Here is a 17,105-nt window from a genome sequence, read left to right as displayed (position 1 = left end):
TCAACTTCAGTTGGGTGTGGCGCTCGTCATCACAGGAACACTCCTCTAGAATATCACCTTTAGCGGGACAGTCCGGTGTCTGACAAACACCGGGCATCTCCCCCACCTTCTCACATTGAAGACAAACATAGTGTGTCATGTTCTATAAAATTAAACTTCTAAAAACAAACCTAGCGTTTCGACCACTGCGGCGACTTGCGCGCTTTCTTCAGACCGAACTTACGACGCTCTTTCATTCTAGCATCTCGTGTCAAGTGTTTTCCTTTTCGTAAATCAGCCTTCCTCTCTGGAGCAAATTTGAGTAGTGCCCGTGCGACACCATGGGCAAGCGCTTCAGCTTGCGAGTGAATCCCACCACCTAAAAGTTTGGCGCTGACGGAGAGTTTGCTGGTAATCGAGAGATCCGTCAAAACACTCTTAGCGATTAGGCACATTTCCTCTGTAGGAAAATATTTTTCTAATACCTTGCCGTTAACGACAAAATGATTCTTCCCATCATCGAGCAAACGAACACGGGCTATGGCCTCCTTCCTTCGGCCCAATCCTTCGTAGTATTGTGCGTGAGTTTTTGTTGTTTTAGTGGTCATAATTATTCGGTAATATGAAGCTGTTTCAATAGGACAGCACGAAGTTTGTTACGCGGTAACATTCCTTTTACAGCCAAGCGGAGCGGCTCAGACAGCCCACCATGCTTCTCAATGACTTTAGCGAGTGACGGTTGGCGCAACCCGCCAGGATATCCGGTGTAGCGTGAGTATGTTTTGGTCTCACGCTTCAAAATACTAACGTTCATCTTGCCAACATTATCAACGTGCACCTCGAGCTTCGGTGCGAGATGACGCTGATAATTAGCAAGAGTTTTCCCACGCAAAGCCAGTGCCGCCTCACTAGCAACTCGGCCCATTGCCCTTCCTGTTGCATCAATTTTATAAATTACATTAGGCATAAATTTAGACTAACTCAATTAAAGCTTGGCGACTAGAATCACTTTCACGTTTTGGTAATTTTACAATCCTTGTATAACCGCCAGCCCGGTCTAAATACTTTGGTGCCACCACCTCAATTAACCGCTTGGCTCTGGCCGCCGTACCCAAACGAGAAACAAGTAGGCGGTGGTTAGCCAAAGTCTTCACCCGAGCACGAGTTATTAATTTCTCCACAAACGGACGCAGCTCTTTGGCCTTGGCTTCGCTCGTCTTAATTCGGCCACGCAAAATCAGACTCTCGGCAAGTGAACGCATAAGAGCTAAGCGTTGATTTTTAGGACGACCAAACTTTCGATTGTGATTACCGTGTCGCATTTTATTTCTTGAGGGTTAAACCATATTCTATCAACAATGACTTGATTTCTTGAATACTCTTCTCACCCAGCCCTTCCAAATCTTTCAAGTCTTCCTCCTTTTTCTTAGTGAGGCCGCCGAGTGTGCGGATTCCAGCATTATCCAGCGCCTTAAGTGTCCGTGCAGGTAGATTGAGATCTTCCATCCGCGTCTTCAAAACATCCTGAGATGCTTCTGTCGTCTTCTCCTTCTGTATTGGTGATACGACTTCGTCTACAGTCTCTATTTCGGTTTCCTTGAAACCAACAATAGCCCTTAGTTGAGTGATCATCGTCGCAATCGATTTCTCCAGTGCTTCATGGGGTGTTATTGTGCCGTCAGTTTCAATATTTAAACGCAGGCGGTTGTAATTAGTTTGGTCTCCTACGCGCATGTTTTCTACCTCATAACTAACCTGTTTAATTGGCGTAAAAACCGCATCAAGAAAGATCGTCCCAATTTCATTGTGATCTTTACGAATCGCCGTCTTACTTACATAACCAAGACCCTTCTCAACCACCATTTCGATATCCAACGTCGCCTTCTTGTCGGTAAGAGTAGCGATGAGTAAATCTTTGTTCAAGACCTCAACCTGACTCCCGCCCTTGATATCTTTTGCTGTGGCCTCCCCCAGTCCTTTCGCCGTTAATTGCACGCGCTCAGGGCCATCACTTTCCATTCGGAAACGCAATTTCTTAATTGCCAAAATGATACGAATCACATCCTCTTTCACGCCCGACAAAGTACTGAATTCGTGATCAGCACCGGAAATCTTCACCGAGGTAACCGTCGCACCAATGAGTGAGGAGAGAATAATTCGACGCAACGAATTGCCGAGAGTGTGACCATATCCAGGGTAGAGGCCCTCAATCTCATAAGAACCACGAACATTGTCCTCGCTGATAATCTTAGGCTTAGATGGCAGGATGATATTTGAGTCAATCATAAAATATTTTTTAAAATTATTTAACTTTTATTATTAAAGCCTAAACTCGACTGTAAAACTCCATAATCGCTCCAAAATTGATTTCCCCTTCCGTTTCCCCAACAAGTGGCCGACCCAAAACTTTTCCCTCCTTGCCCACCTCATCATAGGCAAGCCAGGTCGGAACACTGCGGGTTACTTTTTCCTCGCCCCCACCCCCTTCAACGGTGACCATTCTACCGACGCCTCCGGAACGACTTTCCATCCGCACGGCAACTCGGTCGTTTATCTTCATCTGGTGTGAAGGAATATTAAGCCTTCGATTATTCACGACAATGTGTCCGTGGGTGACCATTTGACGGGCAGCGGCACGCGAAGGTGCTAAACCAAGACGGAAAACGACATTATCAAGACGTGACTCCAGGGTTTGATAGAGTACAACGTTTGGATTCTCGCCAACCTGATGATGGTCACGAACTTTCTTTACATAGCTACCAAACTGACTTTCTTTCAAAAGATAGGTATAGCGAGCTTTTTGTTTTTCTAGTAATTGCTTGCCGTATTCAGACAAGGCCTTTGGTCTACGCCCACCCGGCTTCTTACCACCACGCCCCATTTCCGAAGATAAACTAAACTTAGAAGTCTGCGTTTTTGGGAAAACCCGACTACCGAGTCGACGAGCAATTTTAAATTTTGGTCCGATAATCATAATTATTTTAAAAAATTAAACGCGACGTGGTTTCTTAGGTTTCGGTCCATTGAAAGGCACCGGGGTTACGTCCTTAATATTGTTAATCACCAATCCCTTACCGGAAAAGGCACGGATTGCCGCCTCACGCCCCGCCCCCACACCCTTTAGAATAACGTCAATTTCCTTCAAGCCAAGCGCCTGAGACCGGTCGGCTAGTAGTTCTGCGACACGGCCAGCAGCAAACGGTGTTCCTTTTTTGGCCCCCCGAAAACCGAGTGAGCCAGAGGAAGACCACAGATAGGCATTCCCAGAGAGATCGGTGAGAAGAATTTTCGTATTGTTGTAAGTTGCCTCGATATGGAAAACGCCACTAGCTAATTTCTTTTTGCTTGAGGATACCACCGTCTTGGCGACAACAGCGTTACCACTACCCGATTCGGTTGTGATTCTTTTTTTACCCATAATTATTTCTTCTCTACCTTTTTACGACCAGAACCCATAGTCTTGCGGACATTACCACGACGAGTTCGTGAATTTGTCTTAGTTCGCTGCCCACGAGATGGTAGTTTCTTCGCGTGACGAGTGCCACGGTAACTTTTCACATCAATCAAGCGTTTAATATTTGAGGAGACTTCGCGCTTGAGCACTCCCTCGGTTTTATATCCCTCAATAATGTGGCGGATGGTGTTCTCCTGTTCAGACGTAAGTTTCTTGGTGCGTTCGTTGTGGTCAATTTTAGCATCGTCTAGAATCGAACGAGCACGACTTCGGCCAATGCCATAAATCGTGGTTAGGGCCACTTCTAAACGCTTATCATCAGGGATGGTGATACCGGCAATACGCATAAATTACTGTTTTTGTTTATGGCTTGGTTTAGTCCGACACAGAACATAGAGATGGCCACTCCGACGGACCATCTTACAGTCAGCACAACGCTTTTTGATTGATGCTCGAACTTTCATAGTCGTCTAATAATTCTACCTTTGCCGCCGTAGGGATCAAGCAAGACTTCTACCTTATCTCCGACCAGAACACGAATTCGATGAATCCGCATTTTGCCCGAAAGATAGGCCAAAATCGCCTTTTCCGACGACTCCAATAACACTTCAAACAAGGTGTTGGGCAAGGCTTTCACCACGACACCGGAAACCACGTCTTTACCGTCAATTTCCATGTTTAAAGTTAACCACGCCAGTGTAGCAGATAATCATCATTACAGTCAAGACACAGGGAATTTAAAAGTAATTCGGGTCGGGTCGGAGGGAATTCCCCGAAGCCAGGGGGGTCGATAAGTTACCTTAATTTTTTCTAATCCCCTAACCTGCGAGACAACCTCATCGATCTCACTTTTCTTCACCCCCGCTAATTTACTGGCCAGATCAATCTGATTGATAATCGGAGTAAGGACAACCGAACCGGAAACTTGCAGTGTCTCTTCCTTAACTTCCATTAAACTATTGGTCGGCGTGTTGTTGAAGGCAATTCGTAAATCCGCCATATTATTAATTTCTAAATCACCCGGCGTGAATCCAGGGACTCTGGCGCCGACCAATTTTTCAAGTAAGCCGGCTCGAGGCAATATTATGGCAGTAAGTGTTGCACTTTCTTTGAGAGTGACAGCTGAACCGTTGTCACTAAAACCAAGATCTGATACATCCTTCACGTCAACGAGGGCCAGGGAATCCAGAAGAATGAATGTCTCGGGAATCTTAGTCCGCGCTTCATTAAGTAAGTCACGAGTAATATCAGCCCGAAGCTGGGCCCTTGTTCGAGACTCTTCTTCCTCAGACAAGTTTGGAGCCTCACCGATGAAACCACCCGTCAATGCTGTCTTGGATCGAGCAAAAAACTTATCAAACCGAGGATCGCCCTTAAATCCAGGGATAGTGAAATCCGTTGCCTCGCCATTGTAGTCTGCCCCGGGTGCATCGGCATAGACAGTTGTCTCCACTGAACCGGGCGTCACCTTGCCATTAACTATTTTTGTCCCCGGAACAGTAATGGCGTCACGAATCCGATAAACCTTACCATTTTCAGTCTGAAAGCGAGTATTCGCAATTAGCTTTTGGGCCGCTGAACTATAATTATTATAAATGACAATCTGACCGCTTGCCGAACGACTGACCTTCTCTGTCCCGGAAACTTTCACGACCTTACTGGCTGTTTGCGTGGGCAAAGTCACGACATCGAAAGCGAGCCCCTTGCCATCACGGGAAATCGTGAGTGTGTCGGATAGTGGTAGATTGATGAGGGTCGGCGTAATCTCTACCGTAACTCGCGCAAGTGCCAGCGTGCCGAAAAAAATTACAAACACAAGTACAAATACCGCCCCGACAAACCAACCCAGCCGGAATCGACGCGGTGCCCGTGACGTACGGACATATTGCGGTTTCGGAGGCGGCGGTACAGACTGAGCACGTTTTGGTGGCAAAACTTCACGCAAGCTTCGCCGTACTTTAATCTCATCCATTTTCATTATTTTATTTTAACACAAAAATCTGTTAAAAGAGAAAGCGTCTTTGGTTCAAGAAGATTGATTACTGGCAACTTGGCACTGAAAATAGTTTTCCCCAAATCAGCTTGTCGTAAAATTTTGGCAAATCTGGAACCCAGCGAACCCTCCTCAACCAGTAAAACGATCTCACCAGACCAGAAACGATGTTGAAGTACTTTCTCTAATCCAGCAACGAAAGACTCCGCCCATTCCGTTTCCGATTTGTAGTCTCGTCCTTTTTTGTCCTCTCCTTCTGATTCCAACTTTGCTCTTGCAACGACCGACGCTTGCTCACCACTTACCATTGCTTCGCGCACCAAGGCGTGTGAACCAATAGGGTAGGACATCGTCTCGCGGATAATCCCCCGCCACACGAGAGTTAGTTCCGTTAATTCCCCACCAATATCAACCAGGACAAAGCTCTGTTCTGTCGGCCGTTTATCTCGCAGGCTAGTGAAAATTGCAAAACTTGAAGAATGCCATTCCACCTGATCATGATGACAAGCCGAGCGGATAATCCCGCCAAATTTCTCCGTCACCTCTCTAGAGGCCACACTCAGATAATGCGCGATTTCCAGATTGGAGACGACCTGACCGTGTGGTTCATTAACCGTATATCCGTTAAGACGGAAACGCATAATCTTCGAATCGATCAGAGATTGTTTGGGGTCGTTTTTTATCTTCTCCGTTTCTTTCATCAATAATTCGCCCACCAGTTTCTCGGTAACGGAAAACGGTTTCTCCGCGGTGTGACGAATGATGTTCAGGCTTCCGACAATAAATGGCGATGCAAGGAAAATAAGCACTTTCTCTGGCGATCCCATTTTCGCACCAAGCAAATCCGCCATTACCCGCTTCAGTGTTTCTCCAACGTCATCCAAAAATATTTTACCTTCCAGTTTTTCTGGCACTCGGCACTCCTTTTCTGTTTGAAAAACTAATTTTTTCTCACTAATCAATCCCCCACTAACGCTTGAGCTACCAACATACACGATGGCCCGAACCGACATTCCGAAATTATAACATAAAAAAAGGCCGTCCACGCCAACTTCTAGATAGAAATTGTAAAACGTGGACGGCCGAGTTGGAGGAGCAAATGAAAGGACCAAATCTACCCTAGATTGTAGCCGATCTCGCCGGCAGTGGCAATACCCGAAGAGCAAGCCAAGTCATGCCACTAATGGCAAGACTAACCATCCCGCCCATCACCCCCATAATCAAGGGCGAGCTAGTCTGATACACGGCTCCGTAAAGCATCCCCAGGGCGGCGCCGAACACGGCCACCAATCGACAATTCTCGCTCGTGAGAACGAAGGTGTGATAGGTGAATCGGTAGAGAAATTTAACGCAGTAGGACATTCCCTGCATAATCGCTCCCGCTAATTCTGGAAGGGACACAACGACCTTACCGGCCACCTTCAGAACCTGCCACAATAGCCAAAGAGCCCAAAACGGAGCGGTGAAAAAGTTGCACCGCTTCGCCATCTTCTTCATGCCGCGATAAGCAGGAAAAGACGGTTGGTTCACAAAGGACAACAAAATCAACAGAAACCAGACGGTTGCCGAATATAAACCCACAATCAATCCCAATACTTCCGCCAGATCCTCCTGGCCACCCAAGAAGAGAAGGGCTGGCAACCACAGGACGACACTGCAGCCCCAAATGAAAGGGGTGGGATAAAGTACCACCATCTCCAGTCTTCGTCGTTTCCTGGGACTAATCCACCGCACCCCCCTCCAGACCTCCTTCATCTTCTGACCGAAAACGATCGGTCGCGGTAAGATGTAGGCTGTCAAGCAACCCACAGCGAAGCCGATGAGCGACCAAGCCACATTGCCGACATAGGTGTAGATGAACACTCCACCCACAATGCCACCACAGAATGCTCCGATGAAACTTCTCAACCAGTTCGGGATCTTCAAACCTTCCTCTTGCTGGTTCATTGAAGAACCTCCTTTCAGAAAAATGTTGTCAAAGGGCCACAATGGCTCGAGCTATTTCCGTTCACAATTATACACAATAGCCCATTTTAGTCAAGTACTGGGAACAATAAAATCCGCTTGCGAGACACGACATTCTCGCAAGCGGGGGTGACTGGGGTGGGTGGACCCCTATCAGCTCCAGAGTAACACAAGAAGCCCGCCGAACACAATAACCCCCCAACCCTATTCCAACACCGCCTTAATCCGCCTCACGCCAGAAGCGACCGCCTCTTCCTTCACAATTTTGAATACTCCTTTCAAATCTTGCGTATTGCCCACGTGCGGCCCACCGCAAAACTCCTTGGAATAAGCCCGCTCCAAACTTTCCCCGATGAAATAAACACTAACCTGGTCGCCATACTTATCACCGAAGAACATCCGCGCTCCAACTTTCTCGGCCTCAACTTTCGGTAAAACGATAGTCTGTACCGGGAGCTTTTCCTCAATTTTCTGATTCACAATCTCTTCTATTTTTTGTTTTTCTTGGTCGGTTAATTTTTGGCTGTGAGCAAAGTCGAAACGCAAACGCTCACTTGTAATGTTACTCCCCTTCTGGGCAACATTGTCTCCAAGTACATCATGAAGTGCTTGATGCAATAAGTGGGTAGCGGTGTGATATTGCACCACCTTCTCGTCACCCGCATCAGCCAAGCCGCCCTTAAACTTTTTCCCCGCTCCGGCACGAGAAGTTTCTTGGTGTTTCTCCATTTCGATTGCAAATTTTTCCTCATCAATCTTTAGGCCTTTTTCAACCGCTAATTCTTTTATTAATTCAAGGGGGAAGCCATAAGAAGTGAAGAGAAGGAACGGGTCTGCCCCTTTTTCAAATTCCTGCAAACCTCTTTTCAGAGTCTCACGAAATTTATTCTCCTCTCTCTCAACCTCTTGTTTTATTTTCTCCTTATTTATTTTTAGATTTTCATAGACATCACCATATTTATCGATCACTGTCTCCACCAATCGAAACAATGAGTTGGGTTTAAAGTTAAGGGTGTCGGCATAGCGCACTGATCGCCGCAACAGTCTCCGCAAGATATATCCACTATCTGTGTTGGAGGGAGTAACACCATCAGCAATCATGAAAACGGCGGTTCTAATATGATCAGCCACAACCCTCTTCGCTTTCGTGTCGCCAGAATTGGAAAATTCTTCGATTTTAGTGATGATTGGAGAAAATAAATCTGTTTCGAAAATACTGGTTTTTCCTTGAACAGTAGTCAACAAACGCTCTAAACCCATTCCGGTATCAATACCTTTTGTCTCTAAGGCCGTCAGGGTCGCCTTGTCTGCTAAAAGATTTTCTCTGTTACTATCACAGAAATATTCATTGAACACAATGTTCCAGATTTCCACGTCTTCGCCACCCTTATTCCTACAATAAATTTCGGTGGTCGGGCCACAGGGACCAGAATCACCGGTTGGACCCCAGAATACATCTTCCATTCCTTGTTCGCGAATATCCGTTACGCCGAGAGATTCCCAGATTTTCTTCGATTCACCATCCTTAGGCACAGAACCCTTACCCTCAAAAACAGTGACATAAGAAATCGGCAACTTCACTCCTTGAGTAATAAACTCGTATGCATACTTTATTGCTTCTTCTTTGAAATAGCCCCCGAAAGAGAAGTTGCCCAGCATTTCAAAGAAGGTGAGATGCGTGTCATCCCCCACCTCTTCAATATCAGAGGTTCGCACGCACTTTTGAACTGAGGTTGCGCTCGATGAACTGAAGTCCTCCTGCGCGTTTTTCTCGCCCGTGTAATAGGGTTTGAATTGCTGCATCCCCGCTGTAGTAAAGAGAACCGACGGATCGTTTTCCGGCACAAGCGACGAGGAAGACATAATCGTATGCCCCCTCGCTTTGAAAAATTCCAGAAACCTCTGTCTGATTTCTTTCGAATCCATTGGGAAAACTCTAGCAAAAAAATTGACGAATTGAAAGTAAGTTGCTATGTTCACCATCGATGATTTCCACTAAATTATGAGAAAAGGTGACATCATAAATATTCTAAAATCTGGCGGCGTAGGCGTTTTACCAACGGACACAATCTATGGTCTGGTGGGCAGGGCTCTTACGCCGAGGGCGGTCAAGAGAATCTATACTTTAAAAAAGCGAGCGAGAAACAAGCCGTTCATAATCTTGATTAGTCGTTTAGAAGATCTTGAACTGTTTGACATAAAATTAGACAAAAATCTCAAAAGTAGACTAGGTGAATTCTGGCCCGGGCCAACCAGCATTATTATAAATAATATTGCTTTTCGTCTTCCTAAACTCGTTTGGCTCAGGAAAGTAATTTCAGAAACCGGTCCACTTATTGCCACAAGTGCCAACCCAGAAGGCAAGCCGCCAGCAGAGGATATTATTGAAGCAAAAAGGTACTTTGGTCAGAACATAGATTTTTATCTTGCAGGAAAAACCGGCAAAAAACCATCCCGTTTAATCAAATTCTGGGGAAAGAAAGTTCTTTATTTGCGCTAAGTTTTGACAGCTGTTAGAATAACCACCATATGGAAAATAATAAATTAAGCGTCCCGGCCGCGATTGTAATTGCCGGAATTATAATTGCCGGAGCTGTAATTTATAACGGACAAAAAGCGTCAAATGGTCCCTCTGTTCCAGAATTTAAACCAAAAAAATTACTTACAATAGACAATACCGACCATATTCGAGGTAACCCGTCAGCACAGATAACTATTCTGGAATATTCCGATTTAGAGTGTCCTTTTTGTAAACAGTTCCACAAAACAATGGAGCAAGTTATGAAAAGTTATGGTAATGACGTGAGGTGGGTCTACCGCCACTTGCCATTGGAAATTCATCCTAAGGCACAGAAGGAAGCCGAGGCCACCGAATGTGTCGCCGCTCTTGGGGGTGAGGACAAATTCTGGCAATATACCGATAAAATTTTCGATATAACACCCTCCAACAATGGCCTAGACCTAGCGCTTCTTTCCCAACTAGCAGAGGAACTGGGAATTAACCGCCAGGCCTTCGATTCCTGTTTAACAAACGGGGAATCAGTCCAGCGTATCAAGCGTGATGTAGACAATGCCGTAGAAACCGGCGCTGCTTATACGCCATTCAGTATTATTATCAACAAGAAGGACGGGGCCAAAGAACTGGGCGGGGCAATGCCATTCGACAAGCTAGAAGCAATTCTCAAGAAAGAGTTGGGTATTGAGTAAGGATTCAATAACCCATAAGTTTTTTTGCCTTGTCGTGCTGACGAATTTTCTCGTGAGCCTTTGCTTCAATCTGACGAATACGCTCACGAGTCACACCGAATTCCAAACCCACTTCTTCCAGGGTTCGCATTACCCCATCAGTGAGACCGTGCCGCATCTCTAGAATCCTTCGTTCCTTCGGTGATAAATCCGCTAGAATCTCCTGAATCTGATCTCGAAGAATCCGGTGGGAAGCATCTTTGTCTGGTGACGCAATTTTCTGATCTGGAATAAATTCACCAAGCGTGGAGCGTTCCTCATCGCTGTTCGTCGGCTTGTCTAGAGAGGTTGTACTCTGGTCAATTTGTTCGATGGTATAGACCTTCTCGATATCAACACCCATCTCGGTAGCAATCTCGGCTGGTAATGGTTCACGGCCGAGGTCTTGTGTCAGTCGTCTAACCACCTGCTTGTACTTCGCAATTGTCTCAACCATATGGACAGGAATACGAATCGTACGCGACTGATCAGCAAGCGCCCGTGTAACCGCCTGACGAATCCACCAAGTAGCATAAGTAGAAAATTTGTAACCACGGGTCCAATCGAATTTCTCAACCGCCTTAAAAAGACCGAGGTTACCCTCCTGAATTAGATCAAGCAGAGTTAGATCTGCGCTCCGTCCAATGTAACGCTTCGCAATCGAGACTACCAATCGCAGGTTCGCATGAGCCAGTGCTTTCTTGGCTTCTTCGTCACCCTGCAGAATTCGTCGTGCGAGCTCACGCTCATCGGCCGCATTGATTAGCTTATGCTTACCAATTTCCTTCAGATACATTTGAACGGAGTCCAGCGAACCACCACCAAGACGTTCCTGGAGTTTAGCCTCATCCACATCATCAAGTAATCCTCCTTCTTCCAAGACATCGACACCGGCAAGTTCAAACTTTTCATAGATTTCGTCCAGCAGAGTCAGATTAGTTTCAATTGTCGGAAACTCCTTTAGTAATTCCGCGTAGGTCACGAAGCCACGCCCCCTTCCCCTTTGAAGCAATCTCCCTATTTTCTGTTCATTCTGTTCGCGTTCACGCACCGCGACAGTTTTAGTTTTAGTTGGTTTAACTTTTGATTTCTGCTTTAGTTTTGGCTTTACCTTCCTCTGGATCTTTTTTGTTTTAGACTTTATCTTTTTTGCCTTATTCACCGGTAACTTCTTTCTCTTTATTTTTTTTGGCATAATTATTTTTTATTTTTTTAAATCACTAATTTTTTGATAAATCTTTTGTAGCTCTTTTAGAATTGTGTCTTCCTGTTCCGGCTCTCGACTCAATTTAAAACGTAATTTTTCAATCTCCTCCTGCCACAAATCAATTTGTAAATTGCTAAATAGTTCCTGAATTTCCTGTTCCAGCTTATCTGACGCCATTCCAGCATAACCAAGTTCCATGGTCAACACCAGCTCATTTTTCTTCAACTCTAATTTTGCCATAGTTTCATTAAATCTCTTCTCCCCCAAAATATTCCGTAATCTTTCTTTCAAATCTTGGCCCTGCCACCAGAGGCCAAATAATTGAGTGAGAATTCTATCCGTCCGCGTTTCTGTTGTGGCCACCTTGCCACCAATTTTTGATTCCATTTTTTTGATAGAATATAACTTCTCCCTTATGATGTTTTCTGATAACTGGGTCAACAAACTTACCCTGGAGAGATAGTATTCCCGATCATGGGCGTTCGGTAGAGAAACTAAATAGGGATAAACATCCTGTTCGATCTTGTGGATTAGATCTAATTTGTCCTTGGCGCTGGTTGTCATCGTGTCGAGCAAGAAATCAATCACCGGCTTCGCTCCATTAAGCAAGTCCGACCAAATCTTTTCATCCTTCACAATAATATCGGCCGGATCGTGGCCCTTCGGCAGTGCAACCAACTTAACCTCAAAGCCAGCAGCGAGGGCCAGTGAAATCGAACGACTCGCCGCCGCCAAACCGGCCTTGTCACCATCAAAAGCCATCACAATCTTGTCGGTCAATCGTTTAATTAACGTGAGATGTTCATTGGTTAGTGCCGTGCCAGAAACAGCGACGGTTTGAAGGAATCCCGATTGATGTGACAAAAGTAAATCCAACTGACCCTCTACGACAATGCAGTGTCCTGCGCGTCGGATTGCAAGCTTGGCACGATCGTAAGCATAAAGGATGTCTGACTTGTGATAAAGAATAGTCTCTGGTGTGTTCACATATTTTCCCCCAACAGAACCAGAACCATCATCCTCGCCAAAAATTCTTCCCGAAAAGCCAACAACCCGACCAGCCGAATCAGACAAAGGAAACATAATCCGCGAGCGAAAACGATCATAGATGCTACCATTTTTCTCCGAACGTAAAACTAAACCCGACTTCAGCATTATGTCTTCGCTAAACCGCCGTCCCGAGAGAAAACTCGTTAGACTTTGCCAACCAGCAGGCGCGAAACCCAAAGCAAAGCTTTTCATCGTTTCCGGTTTTAAACCACGACTAATCAGGTATTCCCTCGCCGCGATCTGATCTGATAATTGTTCCACGTAATAGTCTCGCGCCACCTCCAACAGACGATAGAGATTTTCTTTCTCGGTATTATCTTTACGAACATGAGACGATTCCAGGGGTACACCAACCCGCTCGGCCAGCATTTTGAGGGCCGGTAAGAATTCCAGACCCTCAATCTCTTCGGCAAAACTAATCAAATCTCCACCACGATTGCAACCAAAACAATGCCAAGTCTGCCTTGCGGGTGAGACAAAGAAAGACGGTGTTTTTTCGTTATGGAAAGGACATCGCGCCTTCCAGTTTGTCCCCGCCTTTTCAAGTTTAAGATAATCGGAGACAAAATCGACGATATTTAATTTAGCTTTTACTTGTTCAACGGTTGACGACATTTAAGCGATCGTGTCTCCGTTATTTCTTTTCCAGAAATCAGGTCGAAGACCAGTGCCGGCTGGAATTAGGCGTCCAACTATCACATTCTCCTTTAGACCTCGAAGTTTAGCCACGCCCCCCTTCACCGCCGTACGAATAAGCACTCGTGTAGGCTGACCGAACGCCACCGCAGAGACGAAGCTCCCGGTATTGAGGGAAACCTCCGAGATACCAAGCAACACCGTTTCAGCCGTTGCTTCTTCAGCATTCTTCTTTTTACCCACAGCGTTTGAGTCAAGCAGATCGTGATTCTCCACAATCTCCCCCTGATCAAAGTTGCTACTACCAGTTTGTTTAATTTTTCGACGAGAAAACATCTGCCGGATAATCAATTCAATGTGTTTGCGGGAAATGGAAGCACCTTGTAACTCATAGATCTTGCTAATCTCATCGATGATATACTCCTCTGTTTCTGCCTTGCCACTAAAACGAAACATCTCCTGTAGATCAGCTGGACCGTCCGTTAGAAGTTGACCTCGCTTCACGTCGTCACCCTTCTTCACTAGAACCTCGCGCAAAAGTGGCACAATAAATTCTACATTCTCACTCTTGCCCTTGGCCAGCTTCGTCCCTGGTGCCGCAAGGATTGTGATGGTTATTTGTTTATGATCTTTCTTCACTTCCAAAACTGTTCCATCTACAGTCGAGACAAGCGCGGGATTCTTGGGACTGCGTCTTTCAAAAATTTCTTCCACCCGTGGCAAACCACCCACAATGTCACCTCCAACATCGACACCACCAGAGTGCTTTGTGCGCATTGTCAGCTGAGTCCCCGGCTCACCGATTGCTTGGGCCGCCACAATACCAACTGGTTCGCCAATTTCCACCAAACGACCCCGTCCTAAGTCCTTGCCGTAACATTGCTGACACACACCCTCTTTCGACTGACAAGTAAGTAGGGTCCTAATTTGTGCTTCCTCCACGCCCTCTTTTTCTGCCACCTGCGCCTCTTCACGAAGAATGAGGTGGCCTTTTTTGAACAAGACCTTACCCTCCTTTGTTTTAAGATCCCGCGCAAGGACACGACCCCAAATCAAGTGGGCAATACCACGGTTGAAACCAGATGTCTGGGATGTCGAAATTAATTTACCATCAGTGTCACCGCAATCAATCTCGGTGATTCTTATATCCTCAGCGACATAAACCAAACGCCGCGTAAGGTAACCAGCCTTAGCTGTATTGAGCGCCGTATCGGTGAGAGTTTTACGAGAACCGTGCGTTGTAATAAAGTACTCAAGAGGAGTGAGACCTTCTTTGTAAGACGAAATAATCGGGAAGGCAATGCGTTCACCGGCGGGGTTAATAATCAAGCCCTTCATACCAGACATCTGACTAATTTGACTCGTGGAACCGCGTGCCCCGGATGTAAGCATGTGAAAAACTGAGCCTTCCTTATTCAAGCCGTCAATGAGAACCTTCTCAATTTTATTTTTTGTTGTGTTCCAGATCTTCAGTGTTAGAAGATACTTTTCGTTGCTAGAGAGTAGACCTTCGTTATATTTATCTTCCAATGCCGCTGCCTCAACCCTCGCCCCGTCGACGATCCCCGCCTTTGCTTCTGGAACCTGAATATCGTCTAGTCCCCAAGTCGTTCCAGAAATAGTAGCGTAATGAAAGCCAAAATCTTTCAGACGATCGAGGATATTACTCACCTCGTCAATTGTGCGCTCACTTATTAGGCGATCCATTATCGTGCTAATTTCCTTGCCAGTAACTTCTTTATTCAGAAAAGGCAAATCACCCGGCAGATTACGATTAAAGAGAATGCGCCCAACCGAAGTTTCAAGCATCTCGTCTTTTATTAGAACCTTAATCTTTTCTCGAATGTTAATGGCGTCGAAATTGTAGGCGGTGATTGCCTCCTCCGGACTACCAAAAAACTGAACGGCCTCCTCGGTCTCGTCACGAAACTTCGTTACCCAGTAACAACCAAGCACAATATCCAGTTTAAGGTTTATAACTGGACTGCCATTCCCTGGTTTAAGAATATTTTTGTTGGCCGCCATTAATTCTCTTGCTTCTCTCTGGGCGGGAACAGAAAGTGGGATGTGTACGGCCATCATGTCACCGTCGAAGTCAGCATTGAAAGCAGAACAAACCAGCGGATGAACTTGAATGGAATTACCCTCAATCAAAATCGGACGAAAAGCTTGGATACCAAGACGGTGTAGAGTTGGAGCACGATTCAAGAGGACATATTTGTCTTTAATCACTTCTTCGAGAATGGCCCAGACTTCTGGTACCTGGTCACTGATTAGACGTCCAGCACCGCGAATATTGAAGGCAAACTCTCTTTCGAGAATTTTTGCGATTACAAACGGCCGAAAAAGTTCCAATGCGATATGTTTTGGTAAACCACATTCAGAAAGCTTCAAATCTGGGCCGACAACAATAACCGAGCGACCGGAGTAATCTACCCGCTTACCCAATAGATTCTGACGGAAACGCCCTTGTTTACCGCGAAGTGAGTCGGAAAGTGATTTAAGTGGTCGACGCTGGGCTGGATTAACCGCACCGGCACCCTGACCACGACGAATAGAATTATCGATTAATGCATCAACTGCTTCTTGAAGAATTCTCTTCTCATTACGCAAGATGACTTCTGGTGCGCTTAATTCCTTGAGCTTCCTTAGACGATTATTGCGGTTAATCACCCGGCGATAAAGATCGTTTACATCACTTGTCGCGTGTCGTCCACCGTCAAGCGCCACCATCGGTCGTAAGTCTGGTGGGATAACGGGCACCGCCATTAGGAACATCCACTCCGGGCGTAGACCCGCACGTTTCATTGATTTAATTAGATTGTAGCGTTTCTGAATCCGAACACGTTCCAGTGCGCTTGCTTCAGCTAACTCACCTTCTACTTCAATCAAAAGTTTACCCAAGTCAGCATTGCAACAAATGTTATAGAGCGCTTCGGCCCCAATCTCGGCCTCAAAAACCGAACCATATTTTAACGACAAACGATGATAAGCAACCTCATCCAAGACCCGACCGACAGTTAAGTTTTCCAGACTATTCTTCGCGTTCTGCATTTGTTCTTTCAGTGCTTCCTTACTTCGGTCATCTTGCAGCGTTTTCAATCGTTGTTTGTACTCTTGATCAATATCCTTGAGCAATTTCGCCTTATCTTCAACGTTTACTTTGGTCACAATGTAGCCGGCAAAATAAACAACCTTCTCCAAATCGGTCATTGAGAGATTGAGAAAGAGCCCGAGACGAGAGGGTATTGCCCGCACGAACCAGATGTGAGAGACGGGTGAAGCCAACTCAATATGCCCCATTCGTTCACGGCGAACAATTGAGTTGGTAACCTCTACGCCACAACGCTCGCAGACAATATCTTTGTAGCGAATTCGGCGATACTTGCCACAGTAACATTCATAATCACGTTCTGGCCCGAAAATACGCTCGTCAAAAAGGCCACCTCGCTCGCTACGACCAGTTCGATAATTTATTGTCTCCGGTTTCGTAACCTCGCCACGTGACCACTCACGAATTCGTTCTGGACTGGCCAAACGCAAACTGATTGCGTTAAAATCCAATTCCGTTTCGTTTCTTTTTGGAGTAATCATAA

Annotated in this window: 18 protein-coding genes; 2 read left to right on the top strand and 16 right to left on the bottom strand. The window is 45.8% G+C overall.

Going from position 1 to position 17,105, the window contains the following annotated elements; translation table 11 throughout:
• Nucleotides 1–170: 170 nt before the first annotated feature.
• The 13 genes from rpsI to IT398_02515 form a co-directional block, all read right to left on the bottom strand.
• Nucleotides 171–587, bottom strand: a complete 417-nt coding sequence (gene rpsI / locus IT398_02575; GenBank protein MCC6290925.1) for a 30S ribosomal protein S9 — start codon at nucleotides 585–587, stop codon at nucleotides 171–173.
• 2 nt (nucleotides 588–589) lie between these two features.
• On the bottom strand, nucleotides 590–946 hold the full coding sequence (locus tag IT398_02570; GenBank protein ID MCC6290924.1) for an uL13 family ribosomal protein: 357 nt from the start codon (nucleotides 944–946) through the stop codon (nucleotides 590–592).
• Between the two features lie 4 nt (nucleotides 947–950).
• Nucleotides 951–1,301, bottom strand: a complete 351-nt coding sequence (rplQ, locus tag IT398_02565; protein MCC6290923.1) for a 50S ribosomal protein L17 — start codon at nucleotides 1,299–1,301, stop codon at nucleotides 951–953.
• A 1-nt stretch (nucleotide 1,302) separates the two neighbouring features.
• Entirely contained in the window at nucleotides 1,303–2,265 is a 963-nt protein-coding gene (locus IT398_02560) for a DNA-directed RNA polymerase subunit alpha (GenBank protein ID MCC6290922.1), read from the bottom strand.
• A gap of 40 nt (nucleotides 2,266–2,305) precedes the next feature.
• On the bottom strand, nucleotides 2,306–2,953 hold the full coding sequence (rpsD, locus tag IT398_02555; GenBank protein ID MCC6290921.1) for a 30S ribosomal protein S4: 648 nt from the start codon (nucleotides 2,951–2,953) through the stop codon (nucleotides 2,306–2,308).
• Nucleotides 2,954–2,968: 15 nt separating this feature from the next.
• Nucleotides 2,969–3,397 carry a 30S ribosomal protein S11 gene (gene rpsK, locus IT398_02550; protein MCC6290920.1) on the bottom strand — a complete coding sequence of 143 codons (429 nt, stop codon included), beginning with the start codon at nucleotides 3,395–3,397 and terminating at the stop codon, nucleotides 2,969–2,971.
• A 2-nt stretch (nucleotides 3,398–3,399) separates the two neighbouring features.
• Nucleotides 3,400–3,780, bottom strand: a complete 381-nt coding sequence (gene rpsM, locus IT398_02545) for a 30S ribosomal protein S13 (GenBank protein ID MCC6290919.1) — start codon at nucleotides 3,778–3,780, stop codon at nucleotides 3,400–3,402.
• Nucleotides 3,781–3,783: 3 nt separating this feature from the next.
• Nucleotides 3,784–3,897, bottom strand: a complete 114-nt coding sequence (rpmJ, locus tag IT398_02540; GenBank protein MCC6290918.1) for a 50S ribosomal protein L36 — start codon at nucleotides 3,895–3,897, stop codon at nucleotides 3,784–3,786.
• Nucleotides 3,894–4,109, bottom strand: a complete 216-nt coding sequence (gene infA, locus IT398_02535) for a translation initiation factor IF-1 (GenBank protein ID MCC6290917.1) — start codon at nucleotides 4,107–4,109, stop codon at nucleotides 3,894–3,896. Before infA ends, rpmJ begins: the two co-directional genes overlap by 4 nt.
• 45 nt (nucleotides 4,110–4,154) lie before the next feature.
• Nucleotides 4,155–5,411, bottom strand: a complete 1,257-nt coding sequence (locus IT398_02530) for a hypothetical protein (protein MCC6290916.1) — start codon at nucleotides 5,409–5,411, stop codon at nucleotides 4,155–4,157.
• A complete protein-coding gene (locus IT398_02525; GenBank protein MCC6290915.1) occupies nucleotides 5,411–6,439 on the bottom strand; it encodes a hypothetical protein in 1,029 nt (342 codons plus the stop codon). Before IT398_02525 ends, IT398_02530 begins: the two co-directional genes overlap by 1 nt.
• A 106-nt stretch (nucleotides 6,440–6,545) precedes the next feature.
• The gene (locus tag IT398_02520; protein MCC6290914.1) at nucleotides 6,546–7,373 is read right to left on the bottom strand and encodes a hypothetical protein; all 828 of its coding nucleotides are present in this window, start codon (nucleotides 7,371–7,373) and stop codon (nucleotides 6,546–6,548) included.
• A gap of 222 nt (nucleotides 7,374–7,595) precedes the next feature.
• Complete coding sequence (locus IT398_02515; protein ID MCC6290913.1) at nucleotides 7,596–9,317, bottom strand: alanine--tRNA ligase; 1,722 nt, start codon at nucleotides 9,315–9,317, stop codon at nucleotides 7,596–7,598.
• A 76-nt stretch (nucleotides 9,318–9,393) separates the two neighbouring features.
• On the opposite strand from IT398_02515, the gene IT398_02510 reads away from it, so the two are divergent.
• Both IT398_02510 and IT398_02505 read left to right on the top strand, forming a co-directional pair.
• Entirely contained in the window at nucleotides 9,394–9,891 is a 498-nt protein-coding gene (locus IT398_02510) for an L-threonylcarbamoyladenylate synthase (GenBank protein MCC6290912.1), read from the top strand.
• Nucleotides 9,892–9,920: 29 nt separating this feature from the next.
• On the top strand, nucleotides 9,921–10,598 hold the full coding sequence (locus IT398_02505) for a DsbA family protein (protein MCC6290911.1): 678 nt from the start codon (nucleotides 9,921–9,923) through the stop codon (nucleotides 10,596–10,598).
• Nucleotides 10,599–10,602: 4 nt separating this feature from the next.
• Here IT398_02505 and IT398_02500 read toward each other — a convergent pair whose 3' ends face one another.
• Genes IT398_02500 through rpoC form a run of 3 tightly spaced genes read right to left on the bottom strand, consistent with a single transcriptional unit; the run spans nucleotide 10,603 to nucleotide 17,103 of the window.
• Complete coding sequence (locus IT398_02500) at nucleotides 10,603–11,811, bottom strand: sigma-70 family RNA polymerase sigma factor (GenBank protein MCC6290910.1); 1,209 nt, start codon at nucleotides 11,809–11,811, stop codon at nucleotides 10,603–10,605.
• Between the two features lie 9 nt (nucleotides 11,812–11,820).
• Nucleotides 11,821–13,488: a DNA primase gene (dnaG, locus tag IT398_02495; protein MCC6290909.1), complete on the bottom strand. Its 1,668-nt coding sequence runs from the start codon at nucleotides 13,486–13,488 to the stop codon at nucleotides 11,821–11,823.
• Entirely contained in the window at nucleotides 13,489–17,103 is a 3,615-nt protein-coding gene (rpoC, locus tag IT398_02490) for a DNA-directed RNA polymerase subunit beta' (GenBank protein MCC6290908.1), read from the bottom strand.
• Nucleotides 17,104–17,105 lie beyond the last annotated feature (2 nt).

The sequence above is a fragment of the Candidatus Nomurabacteria bacterium genome, assembly GCA_020847275.1.
Lineage (GTDB): Bacteria > Patescibacteriota > Minisyncoccia > Phycocordibacterales > JACOZG01 > JADLCI01.
The sequence above is the reverse complement of the archived record's forward strand: the minus strand, read 5'-3'. Positions and strand labels throughout refer to the sequence as shown.